Annotated in this window: 26 protein-coding genes and 1 tRNA gene; 11 read left to right on the top strand and 16 right to left on the bottom strand. The window is 63.1% G+C overall.

All coding sequences use genetic code 11. From position 1 onward, the window contains the following. Nucleotides 1-87: 87 nt before the first annotated feature. The 3 genes from coaBC to ubiE form a co-directional block, all read right to left on the bottom strand. Nucleotides 88-1,557 carry a bifunctional phosphopantothenoylcysteine decarboxylase/phosphopantothenate--cysteine ligase CoaBC gene (gene coaBC, locus ACVILI_RS30930; protein WP_038649611.1) on the bottom strand — a complete coding sequence of 490 codons (1,470 nt, stop codon included), beginning with the start codon at nt 1,555-1,557 and terminating at the stop codon, nt 88-90. Between the two features lie 91 nt (nt 1,558-1,648). Further along, nucleotides 1,649-3,223, bottom strand: coding sequence for a 2-polyprenylphenol 6-hydroxylase (gene ubiB / locus ACVILI_RS30925; RefSeq protein ID WP_027047393.1), 1,575 nt, complete (start codon nt 3,221-3,223; stop codon nt 1,649-1,651). A gap of 67 nt (nt 3,224-3,290) precedes the next feature. Continuing rightward, complete coding sequence (ubiE, locus tag ACVILI_RS30920) at nt 3,291-4,067, bottom strand: bifunctional demethylmenaquinone methyltransferase/2-methoxy-6-polyprenyl-1,4-benzoquinol methylase UbiE (RefSeq protein WP_019861163.1); 777 nt, start codon at nt 4,065-4,067, stop codon at nt 3,291-3,293. 134 nt (nt 4,068-4,201) lie between these two features. On the opposite strand from ubiE, the gene ACVILI_RS30915 reads away from it, so the two are divergent. The 3 genes from ACVILI_RS30915 to ACVILI_RS30905 all read left to right on the top strand — a co-directional run bounded on the left by ACVILI_RS30915 (nt 4,202) and on the right by ACVILI_RS30905 (nt 6,612). Next, a complete protein-coding gene (locus ACVILI_RS30915) occupies nt 4,202-5,176 on the top strand; it encodes an adenosine deaminase (RefSeq protein ID WP_038649608.1) in 975 nt (324 codons plus the stop codon). Between the two features lie 126 nt (nt 5,177-5,302). After that, the gene (gene upp, locus ACVILI_RS30910; RefSeq protein WP_010911460.1) at nt 5,303-5,932 is read left to right on the top strand and encodes a uracil phosphoribosyltransferase; all 630 of its coding nucleotides are present in this window, start codon (nt 5,303-5,305) and stop codon (nt 5,930-5,932) included. A 116-nt stretch (nt 5,933-6,048) separates the two neighbouring features. Beyond that, nucleotides 6,049-6,612: a TIGR02281 family clan AA aspartic protease gene (locus ACVILI_RS30905; RefSeq protein WP_038649605.1), complete on the top strand. Its 564-nt coding sequence runs from the start codon at nt 6,049-6,051 to the stop codon at nt 6,610-6,612. Here the strand turns inward: ACVILI_RS30905 and deoA are convergent, their stop codons facing one another. From deoA to ACVILI_RS30875, 6 genes are all read right to left on the bottom strand, one after another. Further along, nucleotides 6,613-7,935, bottom strand: coding sequence for a thymidine phosphorylase (deoA, locus tag ACVILI_RS30900; protein WP_457102726.1), 1,323 nt, complete (start codon nt 7,933-7,935; stop codon nt 6,613-6,615). Continuing rightward, complete coding sequence (locus ACVILI_RS30895) at nt 7,935-8,744, bottom strand: purine-nucleoside phosphorylase (protein ID WP_019861159.1); 810 nt, start codon at nt 8,742-8,744, stop codon at nt 7,935-7,937. Before ACVILI_RS30895 ends, deoA begins: the two co-directional genes overlap by 1 nt. Nucleotides 8,745-8,774: 30 nt before the next feature. Then, on the bottom strand, nt 8,775-9,167 hold the full coding sequence (gene cdd, locus ACVILI_RS30890) for a cytidine deaminase (protein WP_010911456.1): 393 nt from the start codon (nt 9,165-9,167) through the stop codon (nt 8,775-8,777). Nucleotides 9,168-9,335: 168 nt separating this feature from the next. After that, a complete protein-coding gene (locus tag ACVILI_RS30885; RefSeq protein ID WP_010911455.1) occupies nt 9,336-10,307 on the bottom strand; it encodes an ABC transporter permease in 972 nt (323 codons plus the stop codon). Between the two features lies 1 nt (nt 10,308). Further along, on the bottom strand, nt 10,309-11,448 hold the full coding sequence (locus tag ACVILI_RS30880; RefSeq protein ID WP_457102725.1) for an ABC transporter permease: 1,140 nt from the start codon (nt 11,446-11,448) through the stop codon (nt 10,309-10,311). Beyond that, nucleotides 11,445-12,977 carry an ABC transporter ATP-binding protein gene (locus tag ACVILI_RS30875; protein ID WP_010911453.1) on the bottom strand — a complete coding sequence of 511 codons (1,533 nt, stop codon included), beginning with the start codon at nt 12,975-12,977 and terminating at the stop codon, nt 11,445-11,447. Before ACVILI_RS30875 ends, ACVILI_RS30880 begins: the two co-directional genes overlap by 4 nt. Before the next feature lie 218 nt (nt 12,978-13,195). Between ACVILI_RS30875 and ACVILI_RS30870 the strand changes: the two genes are divergently transcribed. Both ACVILI_RS30870 and ACVILI_RS30865 read left to right on the top strand, forming a co-directional pair. After that, nucleotides 13,196-13,402, top strand: a complete 207-nt coding sequence (locus tag ACVILI_RS30870; protein ID WP_169627215.1) for a SlyX family protein — start codon at nt 13,196-13,198, stop codon at nt 13,400-13,402. 22 nt (nt 13,403-13,424) lie between these two features. Further along, nucleotides 13,425-13,823 carry a hypothetical protein gene (locus tag ACVILI_RS30865; RefSeq protein WP_032931643.1) on the top strand — a complete coding sequence of 133 codons (399 nt, stop codon included), beginning with the start codon at nt 13,425-13,427 and terminating at the stop codon, nt 13,821-13,823. On the opposite strand, the gene ACVILI_RS30860 is transcribed toward ACVILI_RS30865, so the two are convergent. The 4 genes from ACVILI_RS30860 to ACVILI_RS30845 all read right to left on the bottom strand — a co-directional run bounded on the left by ACVILI_RS30860 (nt 13,818) and on the right by ACVILI_RS30845 (nt 16,752). Beyond that, a complete protein-coding gene (locus ACVILI_RS30860) occupies nt 13,818-14,279 on the bottom strand; it encodes a GNAT family N-acetyltransferase (protein ID WP_038649593.1) in 462 nt (153 codons plus the stop codon). The genes ACVILI_RS30865 and ACVILI_RS30860 overlap by 6 nt on opposite strands. Before the next feature lie 87 nt (nt 14,280-14,366). After that, complete coding sequence (locus tag ACVILI_RS30855; protein WP_010911449.1) at nt 14,367-15,356, bottom strand: BMP family lipoprotein; 990 nt, start codon at nt 15,354-15,356, stop codon at nt 14,367-14,369. Nucleotides 15,357-15,575: 219 nt separating this feature from the next. Next, nucleotides 15,576-15,899, bottom strand: coding sequence for a hypothetical protein (locus ACVILI_RS30850; protein WP_038649588.1), 324 nt, complete (start codon nt 15,897-15,899; stop codon nt 15,576-15,578). Nucleotides 15,900-16,032: 133 nt separating this feature from the next. Next, nucleotides 16,033-16,752, bottom strand: coding sequence for a hypothetical protein (locus ACVILI_RS30845; protein WP_038653360.1), 720 nt, complete (start codon nt 16,750-16,752; stop codon nt 16,033-16,035). Between the two features lie 368 nt (nt 16,753-17,120). Between ACVILI_RS30845 and ACVILI_RS30840 the strand changes: the two genes are divergently transcribed. The 4 genes from ACVILI_RS30840 (at nt 17,121) to ACVILI_RS30825 (ending at nt 19,688) form a co-directional block, all read left to right on the top strand. Continuing rightward, nucleotides 17,121-17,210: transfer RNA gene (locus tag ACVILI_RS30840), tRNA-Ser, on the top strand. Nucleotides 17,211-17,328: 118 nt separating this feature from the next. Then, nucleotides 17,329-17,583: a hypothetical protein gene (locus ACVILI_RS30835; protein ID WP_038649551.1), complete on the top strand. Its 255-nt coding sequence runs from the start codon at nt 17,329-17,331 to the stop codon at nt 17,581-17,583. A 337-nt stretch (nt 17,584-17,920) separates the two neighbouring features. After that, nucleotides 17,921-19,180, top strand: coding sequence for an acyltransferase family protein (locus ACVILI_RS30830; RefSeq protein WP_038649548.1), 1,260 nt, complete (start codon nt 17,921-17,923; stop codon nt 19,178-19,180). 205 nt (nt 19,181-19,385) lie between these two features. Further along, the gene (locus ACVILI_RS30825) at nt 19,386-19,688 is read left to right on the top strand and encodes a DUF982 domain-containing protein (RefSeq protein WP_038649545.1); all 303 of its coding nucleotides are present in this window, start codon (nt 19,386-19,388) and stop codon (nt 19,686-19,688) included. Between the two features lie 147 nt (nt 19,689-19,835). On the opposite strand, the gene ACVILI_RS30820 is transcribed toward ACVILI_RS30825, so the two are convergent. Together ACVILI_RS30820 and ACVILI_RS30815 are read right to left on the bottom strand one after the other, a co-directional pair. Then, the gene (locus ACVILI_RS30820) at nt 19,836-20,033 is read right to left on the bottom strand and encodes a hypothetical protein (protein WP_038649543.1); all 198 of its coding nucleotides are present in this window, start codon (nt 20,031-20,033) and stop codon (nt 19,836-19,838) included. A gap of 155 nt (nt 20,034-20,188) precedes the next feature. Continuing rightward, nucleotides 20,189-20,425, bottom strand: coding sequence for a DUF6894 family protein (locus ACVILI_RS30815; protein ID WP_019861147.1), 237 nt, complete (start codon nt 20,423-20,425; stop codon nt 20,189-20,191). Nucleotides 20,426-20,645: 220 nt separating this feature from the next. Here ACVILI_RS30815 and ACVILI_RS30810 point away from each other — a divergent pair, with 220 nt between their 5' ends. Further along, nucleotides 20,646-21,365, top strand: a complete 720-nt coding sequence (locus tag ACVILI_RS30810; RefSeq protein WP_027047391.1) for a Crp/Fnr family transcriptional regulator — start codon at nt 20,646-20,648, stop codon at nt 21,363-21,365. 175 nt (nt 21,366-21,540) lie between these two features. Here ACVILI_RS30810 and ACVILI_RS30805 read toward each other — a convergent pair whose 3' ends face one another. Beyond that, the gene (locus tag ACVILI_RS30805; RefSeq protein WP_027047390.1) at nt 21,541-22,038 is read right to left on the bottom strand and encodes a YciE/YciF ferroxidase family protein; all 498 of its coding nucleotides are present in this window, start codon (nt 22,036-22,038) and stop codon (nt 21,541-21,543) included. A 431-nt stretch (nt 22,039-22,469) separates the two neighbouring features. Between ACVILI_RS30805 and kdpF the strand changes: the two genes are divergently transcribed. Further along, complete coding sequence (gene kdpF, locus ACVILI_RS30800; RefSeq protein ID WP_019861144.1) at nt 22,470-22,559, top strand: K(+)-transporting ATPase subunit F; 90 nt, start codon at nt 22,470-22,472, stop codon at nt 22,557-22,559. The last annotated feature ends 15 nt before the right edge of the window (nt 22,560-22,574 follow it).

Here is a 22,574-nt window from a genome sequence, read left to right as displayed (position 1 = left end):
CAACTGGCGCCGCATGTAGTCTTTGCTGTTCGCAATTCCCTAGGGAAAGCGCTGCGCGCTTTCCCTAGGGAATTGCTCCGATACACGTCAAACGACTGTTGTTTTCAGCCGCTCGGCAATGAGGGTGGCGAGCCGCGCCGCCACCTCGTCCTTGGTCATTTCGGGCCATTCCTCGACGCCGGCCTTCGACACGATCCGCACCCGGTTGCGATCGCCACCCATGACGCCTGAAGGGCCGATGCCGCTTTCGTGCGACACATCGTTGGCGACGATCAGATCGGCGCCTTTCTTCGCGAGCTTTGCCTCTGCGTTGCGCAAAAGATCCTGCGTCTCGGCGGCAAAGCCGACGACCAAACCGGGTCGCTGGCTGTGGTGGCCGACGCCGGCAAGGATGTCGGGGTTCTCGACCATGCGCAGCACCGGCGGTCCTTCGCCCGCCACCTTCTTGATCTTTTCGCCGGCCGAATTCTCGCTGCGCCAGTCGGCGACGGCGGCCACGAACACCGCGGCATCGGCGGGCAAAAGCTGTTCGACCGCATCGCGCATCTCTTGCGCGCGCTCGACATGGATGGTTTTCACGCCGGCCGGATCGGCAATGCTCACGGGACCGGAGACAAGGCGCACATCGGCGCCAAGCCTTGCCAATGCGGCGGCGATGGCGTGGCCCTGCTTGCCGGAGGAACGGTTGGCGATATAGCGCACCGGGTCGATCGGCTCATGCGTCGGGCCTGAGGTGACGATAATCTTGCGACCTGCCAGAGGCCTGGGGCCGGCATCGAGCCGCGCTTCGACCGCGGCGACGATCTCCAGCGGCTCGGCCATGCGGCCTTCACCGGCTTCATTGCTTTCGGCCATCTCGCCTCTGGCCGGGCCGACGAAAGTGACGCCGTCCTTGCCCAAGGTCGCACGGTTGCGGCGGGTTGCGGCATGCGACCACATTTTCGGGTTCATCGCCGGTGCCATCAGCACCGGCTTGTCGGTGGCCAGCAGCACGGTGGAGGCCAGATCATTGGCATGGCCGTTGGCGAGCTTGGCCATCAGATCGGCGGTGACGGGCGCCACGACCAGAAGATCAGCCTCGCGCGACAGCCTGATATGGCCGACATCATGCTCGTCATTGCGATCGAACAGTTCGGTGAAAACGTGATCGGCCGACAGCGCGCCAACCGACAGGGTGGTGACGAATTCCTGTGCAGCCGCTGTCATCACCACCCGAACCGCCGCTCCGCGCTCACGCAACCGGCGGATCAGGTCCAGCGCCTTGTAGGCGGCGATGCCACCGCCAATGATGAGCAGGATGCGCTTGCCGGAAAGCGTTCCCCGCGGAAGGATCTTGCCTGCAGGGGCCGCAACCGGGGTTGCCGCATTGTGCGTGCTGGTCAGTTCGCGCAAGGTCTTTTCGATCTGGTCTATGCGGGCAGGCCCGATCTGGCCGCCGACAGCGGCCCGGATCATCACCCGCGCCTGTTCTTCCATGGAACGGTTGTTTTCCGCCGCCAACCGGCGCAGCAACTCCTTGACCTCATCGTCAAGGTTGCGGATCGTGATGCTTGCCATGTGATTGCACTTTGCTCATGCCGACCGACGGCAATGATAGCAATGCAATCAACTCGCCGCAAGTTGCGGGCTCGAGCTTCGATTTCCAGGCCTAGAGAATCTTCCAGGCGATATAGACCAGCGTCAATGCGATCACCCACAGCGCGACGCGGCCGGAGCGGCTGTAGCGCGCCTCGGCCTTGCCGATGGCACGCGCCGTGGTCTCGTCGAAACGCAGGCCGTGCTCGGCCATCAGGTCGATCTCGCGCGACAGCCGGTCGGTGCGCGCGGCAAGCTCCGGCGCCTGGCGGGCCAGTGTCAGCAGCGCCTTGGCGCCGTCGCGCGCATCGATCATCATGCTGCGCGGGCCAAGGTTTCCGGCGATCCAGCCGCCGACCACCGGCTCGGCGGTTTTCCACATGTTGAAGGCCGGATCGAGTGTGCGCGCCACGCCTTCGACCACGACCATGGTCTTCTGCAGCAGGATCAGCTCCGGCCGTGTCGCCATGTCGAAGAGTTCGGTCACCTCGAACAGCAGCGTCAGGAGCTTGGCCATGGAAATGGTCTCGGCCGGCTGGCCGTGGATCGGTTCGCCAATGGCGCGGATCGCTTGCGCGAAGGCCGCGACATTGTGCTGGCGCGGCACGTAGCCGGCCTCGAAATGCACTTCGGCGACGCGCAGATAGTCGCGCGTGATGAAGCCGTAGAGGATTTCGGCGAGGAAGCGGCGCTCTTTCTTGCCAAGACGTCCGGCTATGCCGAGATCGACGGCGACGATGGTGCCGTTGGCCTCGACGAACAGGTTTCCCGGATGCATGTCAGCGTGGAAGAAGCCGTCGCGCAGCGTGTGGCGCAGGAACGACTGGATGAGATTGGCGGCGATCGCCTTCAGATCGTGGCCGGCCTCCTCCAGGCCTGCGATGTTGTTCATCTTGACGCCGTCGACCCATTCCATGGTCAGCACGTCACGGCCGGTGCGTTCCCAGTCGACGGATGGCACGCGAAAGCCCGGATCGTCCTTGGTGTTCTCCCCAAGTTCGGAGAGTGCCGCCGCCTCGAGGCGCAAATCCATCTCGATCTTGGTGGTCTGCGCCAGCGTCTCGGTCACCTCGACAGGCCGCAGCCGGCGCGAGGAGGGGATATATTTCTCCTGCAGGTGGGCGGCGAGGAAATAGCTCTCGAGATCCTGGAAGAAGCGGCGGCGCACGCCGGGCCGGATGACCTTCACGGCAACCTTGGTGGCAGTGCCGTCGTGAATGGCTTCGGCGGCATGGACCTGGGCGATCGAAGCGGCGGCGACGGGGTCGCCGAACTCGGCGTAAAGATCGCCCACTTTGCGCCCGAGCGAGGCTTCGATGGCCGCGACCGCCTCGACCTTCGGGAAGGTATGCATCTTGTCCTGCAACATGGCGAGATCGAGCGCCATGTCGTTGCCGACGACGTCGGGCCGCGTCGCCAGGAACTGGCCGAGCTTGACATAGGACGGGCCGAGCCGGACCACCGCCTTGGCCAGCCGGTCGCTGCGCTCATAGGCGAGCGCGCGGCGGCGGGTGAACAGCCGCGCCAGCCGCCACCCGAATTTCGGCAGGCCGGAGAGTTCCTCGCCCGGCAGGGCGGCGATGACGCCCTCGCGCACCAGCACCCAGCCGGCCCGCGCGAGCCTGAAACCGGCGCCGACGCTGCTCATGGCCGCACCCGGGCCGGTCCTTGCGACCGGCATGAGCCATATCGGGGATGAGAAATGCGGGCCAGAATCAAAGCTTCCAGCCCGAATGAAGCGCGGCAATACCGCCGGAATAATTGCGGAAGGAAACGCGGTCGAAACCGGCGCGGGAAATCATTGCCGCAAAATTCTGCTGGTTGGGGAATTTCGCGATCGATTCAACCAGATAGGAATAGGGCTCGCCGTCGCCGGTGACCATCTTGCCGATCTTGGGGATGGCGTTGAACGACCAGGCTTCATAGGCCTTGTCGAGCAGCGGCATCTCGACCTCGGAAAATTCCAGGCACAGGAACCGGCCGCCGGGCTTCAGCACGCGGAACGCTTCTGCGAGCGCGACATCGATGCGCGGCACGTTGCGGATGCCGAATGCGATGGTGTAGGCGTCGAAGGTGGCGTCAGTGAAGGGCAGTTCTTCGGCATTGGCCTCGACGAAATCGGTGTTGCCGGACAGGCCCTTCTTTTCGGCGCGGTCGCGGCCGACACCGAGCATCGAGCCGTTGATGTCGAGCACGGTGGCGTGGGCGTTGCCATGGCTGGCATCGACGATCCGGAAGGCGATGTCGCCAGTGCCGCCGGCCACGTCCAGGACCTTCCAGCCCTGCCGCTTCGGCGGATTGAGCCAGGTGACCATGGCATCCTTCCACAGCCGGTGCAGGCCGGCCGACATCAGGTCGTTCATCAGGTCGTAGCGATTGGCGACCTTGTGGAAAACATCGTTGACCAAGGACTGCTTTTCGCCTTCCCCTACACGCTTGAAACCATAGGAGGTTTCCATGCCGCCCGCGGCCGTGGTTCTCTCAACTGACATTTTTTTGATCCGTCATAAAACCGGCGGGACCATAGCCGATCGATGCTGTGGGCGCTATTGTTTAAGGCGCGGTGTTCAGCCGCGCTTCCAGGTGGTGGGTTTTCAAGACCTGGACTGACCGACGGGATGTTTGAATGCCTTTGAAAGCGGAACTGCACTGCCACATTGAAGGGGCAGCGGCGCCCGAACTCGTCATCCGCCAGGCGCAGAAATACGGCAAGGACACCGCGCCCTATATCCAGAACGGTTCCTTCGTCTGGCACGATTTTACGTCGTTTCTCGCGGCTTACGATTTTTCCGCCGATCTGTTCCGCACCGAAGAGGATTACGCCCGGCTGGCCGATCACTACCTGACCAGCCTTGCCCGCGATGGCGCCATCTATTCCGAAGTCTTCACCTCGCCGGACCATGCGACGAAAGCCGGGCTCTCGCCCAAGGCCTATACCGATGCGCTGGGCGAAGGCATGCTGCGCGCCAAGGCCAAGACCGGCATAGAGGGCCGCATGATCATCACCGGCGTGCGCCATGTCGGCGTGGAATCGATCGAACGGGCGGCGCGCTTCGCGGCGCGCTGCGGCAATCCGCTGGTCACTGGCTTCGGCGTTGCCGGCGACGAGCGCGTGGGTGAGATGGAGGACTATGTCAGGGCTTTCGAGATCGCGCGAGAGGCCGGGCTCGGCATCACCATCCATGCCGGCGAACTGACGGGCTGGGAGACTGTCCAGGCGGCGCTTGACCATATCCGCCCCTCGCGCATCGGCCACGGCGTGCGCGCCATCGAGAACCCGGACCTTGTCCGCCGCATCGCCGACGAAGGCATCGTTCTGGAGTGCTGCCCCGGCTCCAACATCGCGCTCAAGGTGTTCGACAGTTTTGCCGACCATCCGCTCCCCGCCTTGCAGGCCGCCGGCTGCAAGGTGACGCTCAACTCCGACGACCCGCCCTATTTCTGGACCTCGCTGAAGCGCGAATACGATATCGCGGCGGAGCATTTTGCGATGAACGAAAAGGCGCTTGCCGCCGTCACCAGAACCGCCATCGAAGCCGCCTTTGTCGACAGGAAGACCAAGGCGGCACTTCTTGCCCGGCTGAACGGCGCGGTGCGCTGATTTTCTTCCGACAAAGCTGTGGTCGATGGCGGCCAAGCGGTTCCTTGGCCGGTCCATAGTCGCTAGGGTCGTTCCAGCTGCCTGAAGCGCGTCCGCGCGCCGGGCGACACGCATCAGGAGAACATCATGAAGGGCGTCACCGTCGTCGACCATCCGCTTGTCCAGCACAAGCTGACCATCATGCGCAAGAAGGAGACGTCCACGGCCGGTTTCAGGCGGCTGTTGCGCGAGATATCGCTGCTGCTCGGCTACGAGGTCACGCGCAACCTCGAGCTGACGACGACGACCATCGAAACGCCGATCGAGACCATGGAAGCGCCGACACTGGAGGGCAAGAAGCTGGTGTTCGCTTCGGTGCTGCGCGCCGGCAACGGTCTGCTGGAAGGCCTGCTCGACCTGGTGCCGGCGGCGCGCGTCGCCCATATCGGCCTCTATCGCGACCACGAGACGCTGGAGGCGGTCGAATATTTCTTCAAGGCGCCAAGCGATCTCGCCGACCGGCTGGTGATTGTCGTCGACCCGATGCTGGCGACCGCCAATTCGGCGATCGCAGCGATCGACAAGCTGAAAGGGCGCGGCGCCACAAATATCCGCTTCCTGTGCCTTTTGGCGGCACCCGAGGGCATCGAGCGCTTCACCAAGGCGCATCCGGACGTTCCGGTCTTCACCGCGTCCATCGACCGCCAGCTCAACGAGAAGGGCTACATCATGCCCGGCCTGGGTGACGCCGGCGACCGCATGTACGGGACGAAGTAGTAACAGGTTGCCTGGTACGATTTACCAAGCGTTTACGCAAAGACATGGTTTCGGCGCCCGTTAAAGTGGCGAACACCATCCGGCGATAATGAATCGGCTCTCACAAAGGCCGATCCATGCTGCGCAAGCTTCTCATCCTCAGCGTCTTTGCCGGGACATCGGCATCGATCCCGGTCATCTATCAGTCGAATCCGCAGATATTCGAAAACCTGCTGAAATCGACGGTGACGGCCAGGCCCGAGGTCGAGGCACAACCGCAGGTCAGCCTGGCGTCGGTTCCCGACAGACCGGCCGCGCCGCTGCCGACCGGCCGCAAGGTCGCCGTCACAGCGGACGGGCGCGGACATTTCTCGACCACCTTCAAACTCAACGGCCGTCAGGTCGACGGGATGATCGACACCGGCGCGACGCTGGTCGCGGTCAATACGTCGACGGCACGCAGGATCGGGCTGTCGCTCAATCCGTCCGATTTCAGCCATGAGGTCAACACCGCCAACGGCTCGATCAAGGCGGCCGTGGTGACGATCGACCGGCTGCAGATCGGCAGCATCAGCGTCGACGACGTGCAGGCCATCGTGCTTGACGACAAGGCGCTCAGCACCAACCTGATCGGCATGAGCTTTCTCAACCGGCTCGGCAAATATCAGGCCGAAAACGGTACGCTGCTGCTTGTCCAGTAATCAACCGCGCGGCAGGATCCGCCGCATGACGGTTTTGTCCGCCGGTGGTTTCGAGGCGCCGATCGCATAAGCCGAAAGCACAGTCGCGGCCGCCGCCTCGGCATCGGAGGGCGAGCGGGCGTGAATCAGAGCCAGTGCGTCTCCGGCATGGACTTCCGCGCCTATGGGCAGCAGCCTGGTGGTGATACCGACGCTGGGATCGATCTTGTCGTCGGGCCTCGTGCGCCCGCCGCCCAGGCCAACCACCGCAAGGCCGATGTCGCGCGTGGCGATGCCGGAGACGAAGCCGTCCGTCGTCGCCCTCACGACCAATTCCGTTGGCGCCACGGCTAGATATTTCTCCGGCTTCTCGATGAAATCCGCCGGGCCGCCGAGCACCGCCACCATGCGCGCGAAGGTGGCGGCGGCGCGGCCGCTGGTGAGCGTCTCTGTGGCGCGCCGCAAGCCGTCCTGGTTGGACGACACCAGTCCCGCCGACTGCAGCATTTCGGCGGCCAGCGCCAGCGTCACATCTTCCAGCCGCCGGTCGCGCAGGCGGCCGGTGAGGAAATCGACGGCGTTGCGCACCTCGACGGCATTGCCGGCGGCCGAGGCCAGCGGCTCGTTCATGCCGGTGATCAGTGCCGAGACCTTCAGTCCGGCGCCGCTGGCGACCTCGACCAGGCTGTTGGCGAGCGCGGTTGCGTCGCGCGACTTCTCCATGAAGGCTCCATTGCCGACCTTGACGTCGAGCACCAGCGAGCCCAGGCCGGCGGCCAGCTTCTTCGACAGGATCGAGGCGGTGATCAGCGGCACCGATTCCACGGTGCCGGTGACGTCACGGATGGCATAGAGCCGGCGGTCGGCCGGCGCCAGATCGGCGGTCTGGCCGATGATGGCGCAGCCGGTTTCCAGCACCGCCTGACGAAACAACGCGATATCGGGCTGGCTGATGTAGCCGGGGATCGCATCCATCTTGTCCAGCGTGCCGCCGGTATGGCCGAGGCCACGGCCCGAAATCATCGGCACATAGGCGCCGCAGGCGGCGACGATCGGCGCCAGCATCAGCGAGACATTGTCGCCGACACCGCCGGTCGAATGCTTGTCGGTGACCGGGCCGGGCAGGTCCGACCAGTCGAGGACATCGCCGGAATCGCGCATGGCCAGCGTCAAGGCCACGGCCTCGTCGCGGTTCATGCCGTTGAAGAACACCGCCATGGCGAAAGCCGCGGCCTGGCCATCGGTGACGGCGCCCGAGGTCACGCCGCCGATGAAGGCAGCGATTTCACCGGCCGAGAGCCTGTGGCCGTCTCGCTTGTGGCGGATGATTTCCTGCGGAAGCATCAGCTCTCCAGCAGTCCGTCGCGGAACATTCTGTACAGGACCGTTGCCAGCCGCGACCCGCCGACTGGCGCCATGTCCTTGGTCTCCTGATGCGAAAGCTCGGCTCCGGTCATGCCGGCCGCCAGATTGGTGATGACCGAACAGGCGGCGACGCGCAGGCCGAGGAAGCGGGCGAGAATGACTTCCGGCACGGTCGACATGCCGACGGCGTTGGCGCCCATGATGCGCGCCATGCGGATTTCGGCCGGCGTTTCGAAGCACGGGCCGGAAAACCACATATAGACGCCCTTGTGCAGCGCGGTGCCGGTCGCCTTGGCGGCGCGTTCGATCGCCTTGCGGATGCCGGCATCGTAGGCTTCGGTCAGGCCGACGAAGCGGCGGTCGCTGGGCTCGCCGATCAGCGGATTGCTGCCGGAGAAATTGATATGGTCGGTGAGCATCATCACAGAGCCCGGCGGCATGTCCGGGTCGACCGAACCGGCGGCGTTGGTGAGGATCAGTTTGGTGATGCCGATGCCGGCGAGCACTTCCAGCACCGGGCGCATCGCTGCCGCGTTGCCATGCTCATAGTAATGGGCGCGGCCGGACAGCATCAGCACCGGCGTGCCGGCAAACAGGCCCGCCACCACTTCGCCGGCATGGCCGCTGACGCCGCTCCTGGGGAAACCGGGCAGGTCGGCATAGGGGACGCGGATTGGGTGCTCGATCCGGTCGACAAGGACGCCGAGGCCCGACCCCAGCACCAGCGCCGTCGACGGCGCCATGCCGTCCAGCCTTTCGATCAGATGGTCCACAGCCTTTTCGGTCATTGCAGCCCGCTCTTCATTTGAGCCAATTCCTCATTTCAGGATGTCGCCGCGGAAACCATAGGGCAGCATGTCGCCCATGGTCACGGTCTCGGCCACGCCCGTATTGTCGCAGAGGTAGAGTTTCGTGTCCGGTTGGCAGAATTCGGCCAGCCGCTGGCGGCACCCACCGCAAGGCGAGCATTTGGCCATGCGTTCGGCAAGGACAGCGATTTCGACGATCTTGCCACCGCCGCCCATGATGTAGTGGCCAAGCGCGGTGGTCTCGGCGCACCAGCCCTCGGGATAGGAGGCGACTTCGATGTTGGCGCCGGTGAAGACGCGTCCGTCCTCGGTGCGCAAGGCGGCGCCCACCGGAAATTTCGAGTAGGGCGCATAGGCCTTGGCCATGGCGGTCCTGGCCGCTTCGAACAGATCATGCGACATTTCAGTTGTTCTCTCCGATGATCGTGTCCAAAACCCGGCGCGAGGCACACGCCGGGCCGTCAAACCTTAAAGCGCGTCGCGTCGAAACGGATTCAGGCGACGCGCTTTAACTCTTTGTTTTATGCATGTCGTTCTCCCAAAACCGAGGTCACTTTTGGGCGACATGCGTCAGCGTTCCTTGACGTAGGGCACGCCGCCGGCGCGCGGCGGGATGGCCTTGCCGATGAAGCCGGCGAGCAGGATGACGGTGAGGATATAGGGCAGCGCCTGCATGAACTGCACCGGCACCTTGCCGATGATCGGCAGCGGTGATCCCTGCAGGCGGATCGCCGCCGCGTCGAGGAAGCCGAACAGCAGGCAGGCGAACATGGCGTTGACCGGCTTCCATTTGGCGAAGATCAGTGCCGCCAGCGCGATATAGCCCTTGCCGGCGGTCATGTCCTTCACGAAGCCGCCATTCTGCACCATCGACAGATAGGCGCCGGCGACGCCGGTGAGAATGCCGGTGCAGATCAGGGCCCGGTAGCGCAGCCAGGCGACCGAAATGCCGGCGGTGTCGACAGCGGCCGGGTTCTCGCCGACGGCGCGCAATCTGAGGCCAAAGCGGGTGCGGAACAGCACCCACCACGTGAACGGCACCATCAGGAAGGCGAGGTAGACCAGCAGCGAATGGCCCGATATCAGTTCCGCATAGATCGGCCCGATGATCGGCACGTCCCTGACCGCCTCGGCGCCGGGCCAGACAATCGCGTCGAACCGCTCGCCTGGCTGCAGCGCCGGCGTGCGCCCGCCCTGCTGGAACCAGGCCTGACCGAGGATGATGGTCGATCCGGCGGCGATGAAATTGATCGCCACGCCGGAAACGATCTGGTTGCCGCGGTGGGTGATCGAGGCAAAGCCGTGCACCATGGCGAAGGCGACCGAAATCAGGATCGCCATGCCGAGGCCGATAAAGGCCGAATGGAACACGGAAGCAGCGGCGGCGCCGGCGAAGGCGCCGACCAGCATCTTGCCTTCCAGCCCGATGTCGAAGATGCCGGAACGCTCGGAAAAGAGGCCGGCGAGACAGGCGAGCAGCAGTGGAACCGACAGGCGGATCGTCGAGTCCAGTATCTGCACGATGGCGATAAAGACATCCATCTCAGGCGCCCTTTCCCTTGACCGCTTCCATGCCCATCGACCTCGGACTGAACGAGGCGAACAGCGCCTGGATGTAAGGCCTGAACATGTGTTCGAGCGCGCCGGCGAACAGGATCACCAGGCCCTGGATGATGACGATCATGTCGCGGCTGATCGCCGGCATTTCGAAGGCAAGTTCGGCGCCGCCCTGATAGAGCATGCCGAACAGGACCGCCGCCAGCACGATGCCGACCGGATGCAGGCGCCCCATCAGCGCCACGGCGATGCCGACGAAGCCGGCGCCGGAGACGAAGTCGATCGCGACATTGTGCTGATCGCCCATCACCGGATTGAGCGCCATCATGCCGGCCAGCGCGCCCGAGATCATCATCGCGGTGATGATGATGCGGGTTTCCGAAATGCCGGCATAGCGCGCCGCCTTGGGGCTGTGGCCATAGGTGCGCATCTCATAGCCGAGCTTGGTGCGCCAGATCAGCAGCCAGACCAGGAAGGCCATGAGCAGCGCCAACAGGAAGGTGACGTTGAGCGGCGCCGAGCGGATCTTGGCGCCGAACAGCTCGATGATCCAGTTGAGTTTCGGCAGTTCGGCGCCGGTAAGGAAGTTGCGGGTCTGCGGTGCCTGCGACCCCGCCGGCTTCAGCGGTCCGACCAGCAGATAGACCATGATCGAGGCGGCGATGAAGTTGAACATGATGGTGGTGATGACGATGTGCGAGCCCCGCTTGGCCTGCAGATAGGCGGGGATCAGCGCCCACAAAGCGCCCACGAGCGCCGAAGCGACGATGGCCATCGGAAATGTCAGCCACCAGGGCAGCACGCTGTCGAACGACAGGCAGACGATGGCGATGCCCAAGCCCGCAATATAGGCCTGTCCCTCGGTACCGATGTTGAACAGGCCGCAATGCGCCGCCACAGCCACCGAAAGCCCGGTGAAGATGAAGGTGGTGGCATAGAAGAGGGTGAAGGCGATGCCGGTCCCCTTGCCGAAGGCGCCCTCGACCAGGATGACGGCGGCGCGGAACGGGTTCTCGCCGACCAGGAGCACGACGAAGCCGGCGACGATGAAGGCCACTGCCAGGTTGATCAGCGGGATCAGCCCATAATCGGCCCAGGCCGGCAGTTTGGCGTATGGCGTGCTCAAAGTGCTGCCTCCTGGCGCTCGACGCCCGCCATCAGCAGGCCAAGCTCGCCCTCGGTCGCTTCCGGACCGCGCTCCCCGACGATGCGGCCGGCAAACATCACCAGGATGCGGTCGGAGAGCGAGCGGATCTCGTCGAGCTCGACCGAGACCACCAGCACGGCCTTGCCCTGGTCGCGCATGGCGATCAGGCGCTTGTGGATGAATTCGATGGCGCCGACATCGACGCCGCGCGTCGGCTGGCCGACGATCAGCACGCCTGGATCCTGCTCCATCTCCCGCGCCAGCACGATTTTCTGCTGGTTGCCGCCGGAGAAGTTCGCCGTCTTCAGGCGCGGATTGCCCGGCCGGATATCGTATTTCTCGATCTTGTCCTTGGCGTCGGCCATGATGGCATCGACGTTAAGGAATGGCCCTTTGAGATAGCGGGGGTCGTCGTGATAGCCGAGGATGGAATTCTCGTTCTCCTCGAAAGCCAGCACCAGCCCGACATGGTGCCGGTCCTCCGGCACGTGCGCCAGCCCTCGGTCGCGCAATTCGCCGGGATCGGCGGCACCCGTGAGGTCGATCGGCTTGCCGTCGAGCATGACCGAGCCTGAAACGGCATGCCTGATGCCGGAAATCGCCTCGAGAAGTTCGGATTGGCCGTTGCCGGCGACGCCAGCGATGCCGACGATCTCGCCGGCGCGCAGGTCGAAGGAGATGTCGTCGACCATGGTGACGCCACGCGAATCCTTCACTGTCAGGTTCTTGACCGCGAGCTTGACGGCGCCGGCTTCCGCTTCGCCCTTTTCGACCCTCAGAAGCACCCGGCGCCCGACCATCAGTTCGGCCAGTTCTCCCACCGTCGTCTTGCTGGTTTCGCGCGTCGCCACCATCGTGCCCTGGCGCATGACCGAGACATTGTCGGTGATGGCCATGATCTCGCGCAGCTTGTGGGTGATCAGCACCACCGTCTTTCCCTGTTCCTTCAATTGCTTGAGGATGCGGAAAAGGTGGTCGGCCTCGGCCGGCGTCAAGACGCCTGTCGGCTCGTCGAGAATGAGGATCTCGGCGCCGCGATAGAGCGCCTTGAGGATTTCGACACGCTGCTGCAGGCCGACCGGCAATTCCTCGATGATGGCGTCGGGGTCGACTTCGAGCCCGTATTCGCGCTCCAGCCGCTCGAGTTCCGAGCGCGCCTTGGCGATGCTGCTTTTCAAGAGGGCATCGCTTTCGGCGCCGAGAATGATGTTTTCCAGCACCGAGAAATTGTCGACCAGCATGAAATGCTGGTGCACCATGCCGATGCCGAGCGCGATCGCGTCATTGGGAGTCTTGATCGATGCCGGCTTGCCGCCGACGCGGATTTCGCCGCTGTCGGCCTGGTAGAAGCCGTAGAGGATCGACATCAGCGTCGACTTGCCGGCGCCGTTCTCGCCGACGATGCCGTGGATGGTGCCGCGCGCGATCTCCAGATTGATGTCGCGGTTGGCGCGCACGGCGCCAAAACTCTTGTTGATGCCGATCAGTTCGATTGCGGCTTGCGCCATGCAGCCAGTCCCACTCTTATTTTTTTATCGCTTGGTCAAAATGCCTAGCATGACGCCCCGCCCGTGCCAATTGGCCGGAGCAGTATCCACTCTCGGCAAATCCCGGTGCGCTTGTCAATTTCCAACGTGTCCGCAGGCTTCATATTCGCTAATATGACGGCGTCGAAATTCGCATCACGACGCAAGGCATTGTGGTGCAAGATCAGGGACTGCGAATGATCATGCCCGCCGACCGGCTGACGACGCTGGAAATCCGCGCCGCCGAGCAGGAAAGGACCATCGAGGAACTGTCGGGACAGATCGCCGAGCAGTGGACGGTGATCGAGCGCATGCAGCGCAAGCTCGACGCGCTGACCGATCGCTTCCTGGCGCTGGAGGAGCAGGCGGCGCCCGACGTGCCGGTGACCAAGCCGCCGCATTGGTGAGGACGAGGGGAGGGTACAAGCCATGGTCGGTGAAAGGGATCGTATCGCGCGAGCCGGCGACTACGTGCTCGGCCTGATGAACGATACCGATCGCGAACGGGCCGAGCGCGATCTGGAGATAGACCCTGCCTTCCGCGACGCGGTGCTGCAGCTTGCCGAACGCATGCATGTTTTCGACCGCGCCGAGAAACCTGCCTTGCCTGCCAATCATTGGGCGCTGGTTACGCAACGCCTCGCCGAATTGCCACAGATGCGCAGCGTTGGGCTCGGCAATGATGCCAAACCGCGAACCGTGATCCGAAGCCTGTCCCGGTCACCATACGGCGTTGGCGTGCATTCACTTGGCGGCCGGCGCGGATTTGTCGTCGCCATTGTGCTGATTGCGGTCTTCGCGCTTGGCTATCTCGTGGGTCGGCTATAGCCGGAGCTCGCGCGCCACCAACAGCATCGGGTGGCCGTCCTGCTCGAACTGCTCGACGACCACCCAGCCGAGCCCGGTATAGAAATCACGCGCTTCCCAGGTATAGAGGTAGAGCCTCTCCACGCCTATCGACGCCGCATGGGCTTCGACGGCCGCGACCAGTGCACGGCCGATCCCTTTATTGCGGTGGTTGCGATCGACGACCAGGCCGGCCAACCATGGCGTGAGGTCGTGCGCCGGTTCCAATTCGTGGCGAACCAGCAGGCATGTGCCGACCGATTCGTCGTCGATCCGGGCCACCAGCGCCGTTTCGAAGCCGTCGCCTGCCAGCAGCGTGCGTAAACCGGCGGCGTCCTCGTCCGGCGTCCTTGCGCTGCCCTCGAAAAAGGCGGCAACGCGCAATCGTGCCACCGCCTCGACGTCGCATTCGGTCATCGGTTCAATGATCGGCGTCACTCCAGCCTCGGTGCTCGTCCGTCAGAGTCTTGCAAAAACAAAACCGCCGGGACAAGGCCCGGCGGTTCGCAAATCAGTATCTTCCGATCAATACGGGCAGGCGTTGTCGGTCGTGTAGTCGTGCACCTGGATCTTGCCGGCGATGATGTCGGCCTTGGCCTTTTCCACGGCAGCCTTCATCTCGTCGGTCACCAGCGCCTTGTTGTTGTCGTCCATGGCGTAGTCGACGCCGCCTTCCTTGAGGCCGAGATTCTCGACGCCACCCTTGAAGGTGCCGTTCTTGCCATCCATGAAGGCGGTGTAGACGGCAACGTCGACGCGCTTCATCATCGAGGTCAGCACCTTGCCGGGCTGCAGGCCATTCTGGTTGGAATCGACGCCAATGCCGAGCTTGCCGGCATCAGCCGCCGCCTGCAGCACGCCGACGCCGGTGCCGCCGGCCGCGGCGTAGACCACGTCGGAGCCCTGGTCGATCTGCGTCTTGGCGATTTCGCCGCCCTTGGCCGGATCGTTCCAGGCAGCCGGCGTGTCGCCGGTCATGTTCTGGATGACGTCGGTCGCGCCGGCCGACTTGGCACCGCCGACATAGCCGCATTCGAACTTGCGGATGAGCGGGATGTCCATGCCGCCGATGAAGGAGACCTTCTTCGACTTCGATGCCATCGCGGCCATGATGCCGACGAGGTAGGAGCCTTCATTCTCCTTGAACACCAGCGAGCGGACATTGGGCAGGTCGACGGCGTCGTCGATGATGGCGAAGTTGAGATCGGGATATTCGGCCGCGACCTTCTTCAGCGCATCCTCCCAGGCGAAGCCGGCCATGACGATCGGGTTGTGGCCGTCCTCGGCGAAGCGGCGCAGCGCCTGCTCGCGCTGCGAGGCGTTGGACACTTCGAACTCGACATAGGGCGTGCCGGTCTCGGTCTTGAACTTCTCGGCGCCATGGAAGGCAGCCTCGTTGAAGGATTTGTCGAACTTGCCGCCCAGATCATAGAGGATGGCCGGCTGGACATCCGCGGCGAAAGCCGGAAGAACCATTGCGGTTGCGGCCAGGAGGCCGAGAACGATACGTTTCATGTGATCCACACCCTGTCGGTTATTTTTTCCGTTACGCCCCGCCTGCCTGCCCGGTTCTGCGGCAGGCATGCGACGTCAGCCAGGAGTGTATTCCCCTCCCGCTCGGCGGCAATCTGGCACGGCCCGAAACAAAATTCACGCGGAATTTTGACCTTTTGGAAAAGCGTGCCAGGGGCAGCCCGCGCCGCAGCTCGATCTTTGCCGAGCGGCCTTTGCCGATCAGTTGGCGGCGAATTGGCCGGTGCGCCGCTGGCGCCTGTAGCCGATGGCGTAGAGCAGGAAGGCCAGCACCGCGAACACGGCAAATCCCGGCTGGTCGAGCACCCGAGCGATGACGCCATCCCACAAAAGCGGACTGGCCTTGGCGCGGACAAAGGTTTCGAAGGCCGCCCGCGTGTCCGGCGAGACCGCCAGCCAGCTGGCGTTGAGCGGGGTCAGCACAAGCGCCGAGGCCGCCACCGTGCGCGTCGTGTCGATCACCGCCATGATGACGGAGACCGACAGCGCGACCATCGCGGCAAGGCGGAAAATGAAGCGAAACATCCAGGTTCTCCCCCGGCCGATCCTGGTGCTTTCCCAAGGGATCTCCGGCACGTGTCCCGAAACGAGAAATAGAATTTGTCTGGCCCGCCCGCAACCGCGATACGCGAATTTGAAGGTCCGCGCTTTTCCGTCCCTATGCCACAGGCTTGCGCCTGCGCCGATGGACGAGCCAGACGGCGAGAATGCCGCCGGCAATGGCGCCGACCACCAGCCCGGCCAGGCCGATGAAGGCGGCGAAATAGCCGCAGCCGCCCTCGAAGCAGCTCACCTCGGCGACATCGGCGATCACCGAGCCGGCGAAGAAGCCGACCAGGGCACCGATGATGGCGCCGAGAATGATGCCGAGCAAGGCGGCAATGATGGAAACGAAGACCGGCGGCGCTTCGGTTTGCTGCCTGGCGTAGGCGGTCCCGGCGCCGGAACCGGGGCGCAGCAGGTAGATGCAAAGCAGGCCGATGCCGATCTCGATGGCGGTGATGCCTAGGCTCCTGGCGGAGAAGACGAATTCCGGCACGGTCAGCACATAGGCCTGTCTCGCCAGCACCCAGACGATGGTGGCGATCTGCCAGATGGTGAAATGGTGGGGGAAACGCCCTGAACGGCCAAAGGCGAGGCCGAGCAGATAAAGCCCCCACAGGATGGTGATGACATTGGCGACGAGCCCGCCAACGAGGAAATAGAAGATCTTGTCGGGCAGGCCGGAATTGCCGACCAGCCACCATGCCGACGCCAGGCCATAGACCGACCACGCCATGACGAAGATGAGCCAGCCCACCGGGACGTAAAAAAGGTCGCCGCCCGGGCGGCCCGCCGGCGCCAGCCCTTTGTCCGGTTGTTCGCTGCTCGATGTCATGTCCGGACTATGCCCCCGCAAAGCCTCTGCCTCACTCGACAGGCGGCCGGCGGCGAAGTCAAGCGCGGCGGCTCTTGCGGCCTTGCCTGTGCACATCATTCGGCGCCGGCGCCCCCGGAAACCGGTGCGGCGACCGCATCGCGAACCGCCATGTGGCCGGCAAAGCGAATAGAGTGCCGTTATGGCTTGGCATTCGGCGCGGGATCGACTAGATGAGCCCCGCGCCTGTTGCTTCGACGGCTCAGGTGCCGGGGAAGGATGTCCGCTGGTTGGGCGGCGTCCATGGCGCGGACACTCCGCGCCGCGCCCCCAAGGAGATGCATCTCCCCAACCCGCGCGGCGAAACCGGCTGGCGCGAAGGCAAGGACGGAGAGGTGGCCGAGTGGTTGAAGGCGCACGCCTGGAAAGTGTGTTTACGGGAGACCGTAACGCGGGTTCGAATCCCGCTCTCTCCGCCAGCGTTCCAATCGCTGATTGATCTCGGTGTCAGCCACAAGCGATCCAAGGGTCTGCGACCTAGAGGGTACCCCCAAGGCCTTAAGGGGAACGATCCGCTACGTTATGAGTTAGCACTTCATGATGTACACCCTGGAGCATAACGGGCGCGGTGCGATGGCCGATCTCATGATCTTGGAACTGGCCAAGGCCAGACAGCGAGTCAAGCGGGCGGAGGTCACCCTCAGGCGCGCCAAGGAAATGCTGGACGAAGATTGCGGGGTGGGAATCAATATTGCGCTCTGCGGCAGGATAAGAGCCGCTCAGCGGCGTGTCATCGAGGCCAGAGAGCGCCTGACGAAGATCGATCCACTCGCGAACTCCAATTCTACATGATTTGGTCTACATGATTTGGGATTCGTTCGGCTCAGGAGTAGCGCCGTGTGCGCCACGGTCGGCGCAGTCACTGAGATTGTGATCTTCTCCATACTGGTTGTCGTCACCGTCTTCCGCCTCCACAATTCCCGCTCCAGCACCGCAGTAACCATGCCGAAGTAAGCGCGGCGACCAGTAAGCGCTGCGCATTGTGCACGGCCTTTTGCTCGACAAGTCTTCGCAGGGCCAATGATTGTTCGGTTGGCGGATGGTGGCGAGCGCTTGTGCCGGCTCCGGGCAAGGTTGCATAGTCCAACAACGCGACTCAGCGCGCTGTGCGCATCGGCTCGGAGCAATCGTGGTTGGACTTTATGACATCTGGCCCGCTTTTGTGGTCGTCGCGCTGCTTTGGCCGCTTGCGGGCATGCCGCTGTTTCAGCGGGTAGGTTTCGGATCGAACTCCTCCAGGGTGCGGGCAATAGACGGAATGCGAGGCTATCTGGCGCTTGCCGTCGTGCTTCACCACGCCGTCATCTACCATGAAATGCTGGTGACCGGCGCATGGAAGTATCCGCCATCGGCTTTCTATGGCCCGCTGGGACAGGTGGGCGTATCCTTGTTCTTCATCATCTCGGCCTATCTGTTCTGGGGGAAACTGCTGTCGGCAAAGTCCCCCGTGGAATTTCCGACGCTGTTGCTCAAGCGGGCTTTCAGGATCGGGCCTCTCTATGTTGTGGCCGTCGGCACGGCGATGGCTTTGGAGGTCGCCGATGGCGCGATCGACTATTCGGCCTTCGCGACTTACGAGCGGGCATTTTTCAATCTGCTGTTCGGTGTCTTCGGCTACGTTCCGCTTTCGAGTTCCCGCATCTGCGTATTGGCCTGCGTAACCTGGACCTTGCCCTATGAATGGCTGTTCTATTTCAGCCTGCCGATCGCGGCGATATTCAGCCGGCATCCGGTGGCCCGCATAGGCTTGCCAGTCGTTCTCCTGGCTTTTTCAATTCTCATGTCAGTGAACGGAGGCAGCCCCGCCTACGGCTATCTGGGACTTTTCGCGGGCGGAATGTTGTGCGCAACGCTTGAAGCACACGGCCTGCTGGTGAAATGGCATCGGCACGCCTTGTCCGCCGTCGCCCTGGCGATGCTGGTGGGTATCTTCGTCATCTATAAGACCGCCTATGCGCCGGGGCCGATGCTGCTGTGTATTGCCACCTTCTTCCTGGTCGTGACGGGCGCTGATTTCTTCGGTCTGCTGACGGCCTCCCGCTCAGTGCGGCTGGGTGAGATCAGCTTTGGCATCTATCTCTTGCAAGGGCTTGCCTTCGTCTCGACATTCTCCATCGCGCCCCTGCGGGCCTTCGCCATGGACAACGCCGCCCAATATTGGCTCGTGATGTTGATTGCGATGGTGCTTCTGGTCCTCATGGCGCTGGTCGCGCATCTTGTGGTCGAAAAGCCGGGCGTCTCGCTGGGAAACCGTCTTGCGGCAGTTCTTCGCCTGTCGACGCAGCGCGAGGTGCGTGAGACGACAGCCGCTGACGCAGGGCAGCCCTGGCGCATCCGGGACGTTTCACAAGACAGTCTGCAGGCCGCGCATAACGCCCAGGAGCGATGATTCCCTGGCCATTTGACCGCCCGGCCTGATTGGCCTGGGCTGGCGTGAACGATGGGCGGGCATGGCGATCAGAGCACGACCGCCGCATTTCATATGAAAGCTCCCGGCCTGGAACCTCTTGGCCCGCAGCGCGTTTCACGGCGTCCCGTCCGTGGACCAGCCCGGATATTTCTCCTGGCGCTGCTTATAATCAGGAGCCTGCTTCATGCACGACAAGCTGTTTCATTCACCGGTCGCGGTGACCGTGGGCCTCGGCTTCAAGCGCGAGATTGCCTCGCTGGCCGAAATGCACGATTTCCTGACCGATTGGACGACCTCGCGCCGTGGTCCCCTTTACCGCAATGCCGTCGAGGCGTGTGGCCTTGCGCTGGAAGGCTGTATCACCAGGGACGAGGCGCGCCATGCGCTGGTCGAATTCGCACAAGCAACCGGCATCCTCTGGCCCGAGATCGAGCCGGTCATCGTGGCGCGCGCCGTCGCGCGCGGCTATGGCGGCTACGCCGCCTGAGTTTGAGCCCACCTCCCGGCGTGACGACTAACGCCGCCACCACCGAAAGCCCGGCTTGGCCTTCCCGAGCCGGGCTTCGCTTTATTGCAAGACGATCACAAGGATCGCCGTTGTCCACCAATGATGTTTGCCCAGCGGTGTAGGCGATCAACCTTTCGAATGCGCGCGCCGACGCGTCGGCTTGGGCCTCGTCGGATCGGGCTCTTGCGATGACTGCGCTGCGAGGCGCAGCTCTCTCAGCCTGGCTGTTTTTTCCTCGCGGGCCGCCCGCTCGGCATCGATCACGATCTGCGATTCACGTTTGGCGCGCTCATCGCGCTGGGTGTCGACTTTTGCACGGACCATGTGCTGCTAACTCCATTACGAGCCGGCGTTGGTTTGGAACAAATCGCCGCCTCCACCATCTTCCGGCCCCGCATGGTGCAGCGTTGCCGCAGGGGCGGCGATTACAAATGATGGTTGGAAAACTTTTGTCATCGATGTTCCGGGATAGAGAGATGTCAGTCACACCAGCCTGATGAGACAACGAGCGATGCCTCGAATACCTGGTGTCCGTCCTCGTCGCGTACCTTGACGGTGATGGCGGTGTGGTCGTTTTCGATGATCTCGTCGCGGACGATGTCGGGCAGAATACGGATCGCTTCGCGCCTTAGGCGTTCGCGCGTCTCGAAGACCTGGCCGTCATCATCGACCGTCAGACCGTCGCCATTGTAGAGGTCAAGATAATATCGAGGCATGATGGGCTGAACCTCAGACTGATGAAATGGCGAGATGTTCAACCGACAATTCGCGGACCAGCCAGTTGTTCCATCAGAGGCGGCATTTGCGTGGAACAAGCAGCCCTAACAAATGTTAATGCCTGTCAGCGGCGAAAGGCTTAGTGCAGCCGAAGCCGCCTTTGCTTCCGACAGAACAAGATGGCGATCGGCTGCCGAAGCCCTTTCGCCGGAGATTGCGGTGCTTGAATCCCTCTATCTGAACCTGGGGCAGCATGACGCGCTGTCAGACGCCGAGAAGGCGCTGCTAGCCGGCGCCATGACGTTCGAGAGGCATTTCGCCACCGGCCAGGACATCGTCGCATCGGGGTCGCGGCCGACCTATTCGACGCTGATCCTCGACGGGCTGGCGGCGCGCTACAAGGTGCTGGAGAATGGCGGCCGGCAGTTCACCTCTTTGCAGGTGTCCGGCGATTTCGTCGATCTCCACGCTTTCCTGCTCAAGACCATGGATCACGGCATCGTCGCTCTGTCGCCCTGTCATGTCATGTTCGCGGACCATAGCCGGCTTCGCACGATCACCGAGCAGGCGCCGCACCTGACCCGGCTGCTGTGGCTGGACACGCTGGTCGACGGCGCCATCCACCGCGAGTGGATCGTCGCCATGGGGCGGCGCTCCAAGACCTCGCATCTGGCCCACCTCGTCTGTGAGCTCTTCGTGCGGCTGCAGGTGGTGCAGCGGACCAACGGCATGAGCTTTCACCTGCCGCTCTCGCAGGCTGAACTGGCCGATGTGCTCGGCCTGTCGGTGGTGCACATGAACCGGGTTATCGGCGCCTTGCGCAAGGTCGGAGTCGTCAACTGGGCAAACCACACCGTGACCATCCTGGATTGGCACCGGCTGCAGGAAATCGCCGAGTTCGATCCCACCTATCTCAGCATGATGCGGGAGCCGCGCTAAGGTATATCGATATTCAGTTGAGGTCGGGCTGCAAACGATAGCTTTCTGCGCTTCCAGTGCTCACGTACTTAAGTACGCTCCGCTCCGGTTCTCGAAAGCCATCGTTTTCGCCGCGACCTGACCTGAATCTCGACACACCTTGGGCCGATCAGGTGCGCACTCCGATCTTGCAGATTTATGCTGCTTCGGCTGCCACGTTGACCGCCGACTCCGCGATCTTGGTCAGGGCCTCGTCCGTGGCCTTCTCTTCCTTCAGCGTTGCTTCGAGAAGCGTCACGGCTTCGTTCAGGCCGAGTTCGCCGGCCCACGTCCTCAGCGTGCCATAGCGTGAGATCTCGTAGTGCTCGACCGCCTGCGCGGCGGCCAGCAGACCGGCATCGAGCGCGGGAGATCCCTTGTACTCGTCCATGATCTCGGCGCCCTCTTCGGTGATACCCATGATGGCCGCACAGGTCTTGCCGACCGGCTTCTTGCCGATCACGCCGAAGACTTTCTCCAGTCTCGCGACGTGGCCCTCGGTCTCGGTGCGGTGCTTTTCGAAGGCGGCCTTCAGCTCGGCGCTTTGCGCGGCCTTGGCCATTTTCGGCAGTGTCGCCAATATCTTCTTTTCGGCGAAATAGATGTCCTTCAGCGTGTCATGAAACAGGTCGTCGAGCATTTTCTGCTTTGCCATCGTCATATCCTCTGATGCGTGAACCCTCAGGCCGACAATCTCCCGCAGGATGATTCGTTCCATCCACGCCGCATAGCGCGGTCGAGCGGTCCAACCCGACAAATCCTCATCGGGACGCCATCTCCCCCGACCCGACGGGCCGGCAAAAACCTTTATAAAATTCCTATTTCTTTCCGCCCCGCGCCGTCTCGAACCTTTATGGCGATCGGGTCCATATTCCGCATGAGAAAAACGTCGGACGCCGCCAATCGGAATGCGGCGCGCCGTTTTCACGTAATTGCAGGTCTGCTCCGGCAGATGCCGATTAGAAAAATCAAAGCAAGGAACAAGCACAATGGACATCATTGTTCTCGGGATAGGGGTTTTGTTTTTTGCCCTATCCTTGGCCTACGTCAAAGCCTGCGACAGAATTTGAGCTGAAGGATCGAGCCATGCTTTTCGATTACATCCTCGGCGGCGGCGTGACCTTGTTCCTGCTCGCCTACCTCACATACGCCCTCGTTCGTCCAGAACGCTTCTGAAGGCACGGAAAGCCA

The organism is Mesorhizobium sp. USDA 4775, from assembly GCF_054062655.1.
This window is presented reverse-complemented; position numbering and strand designations above follow the sequence as displayed.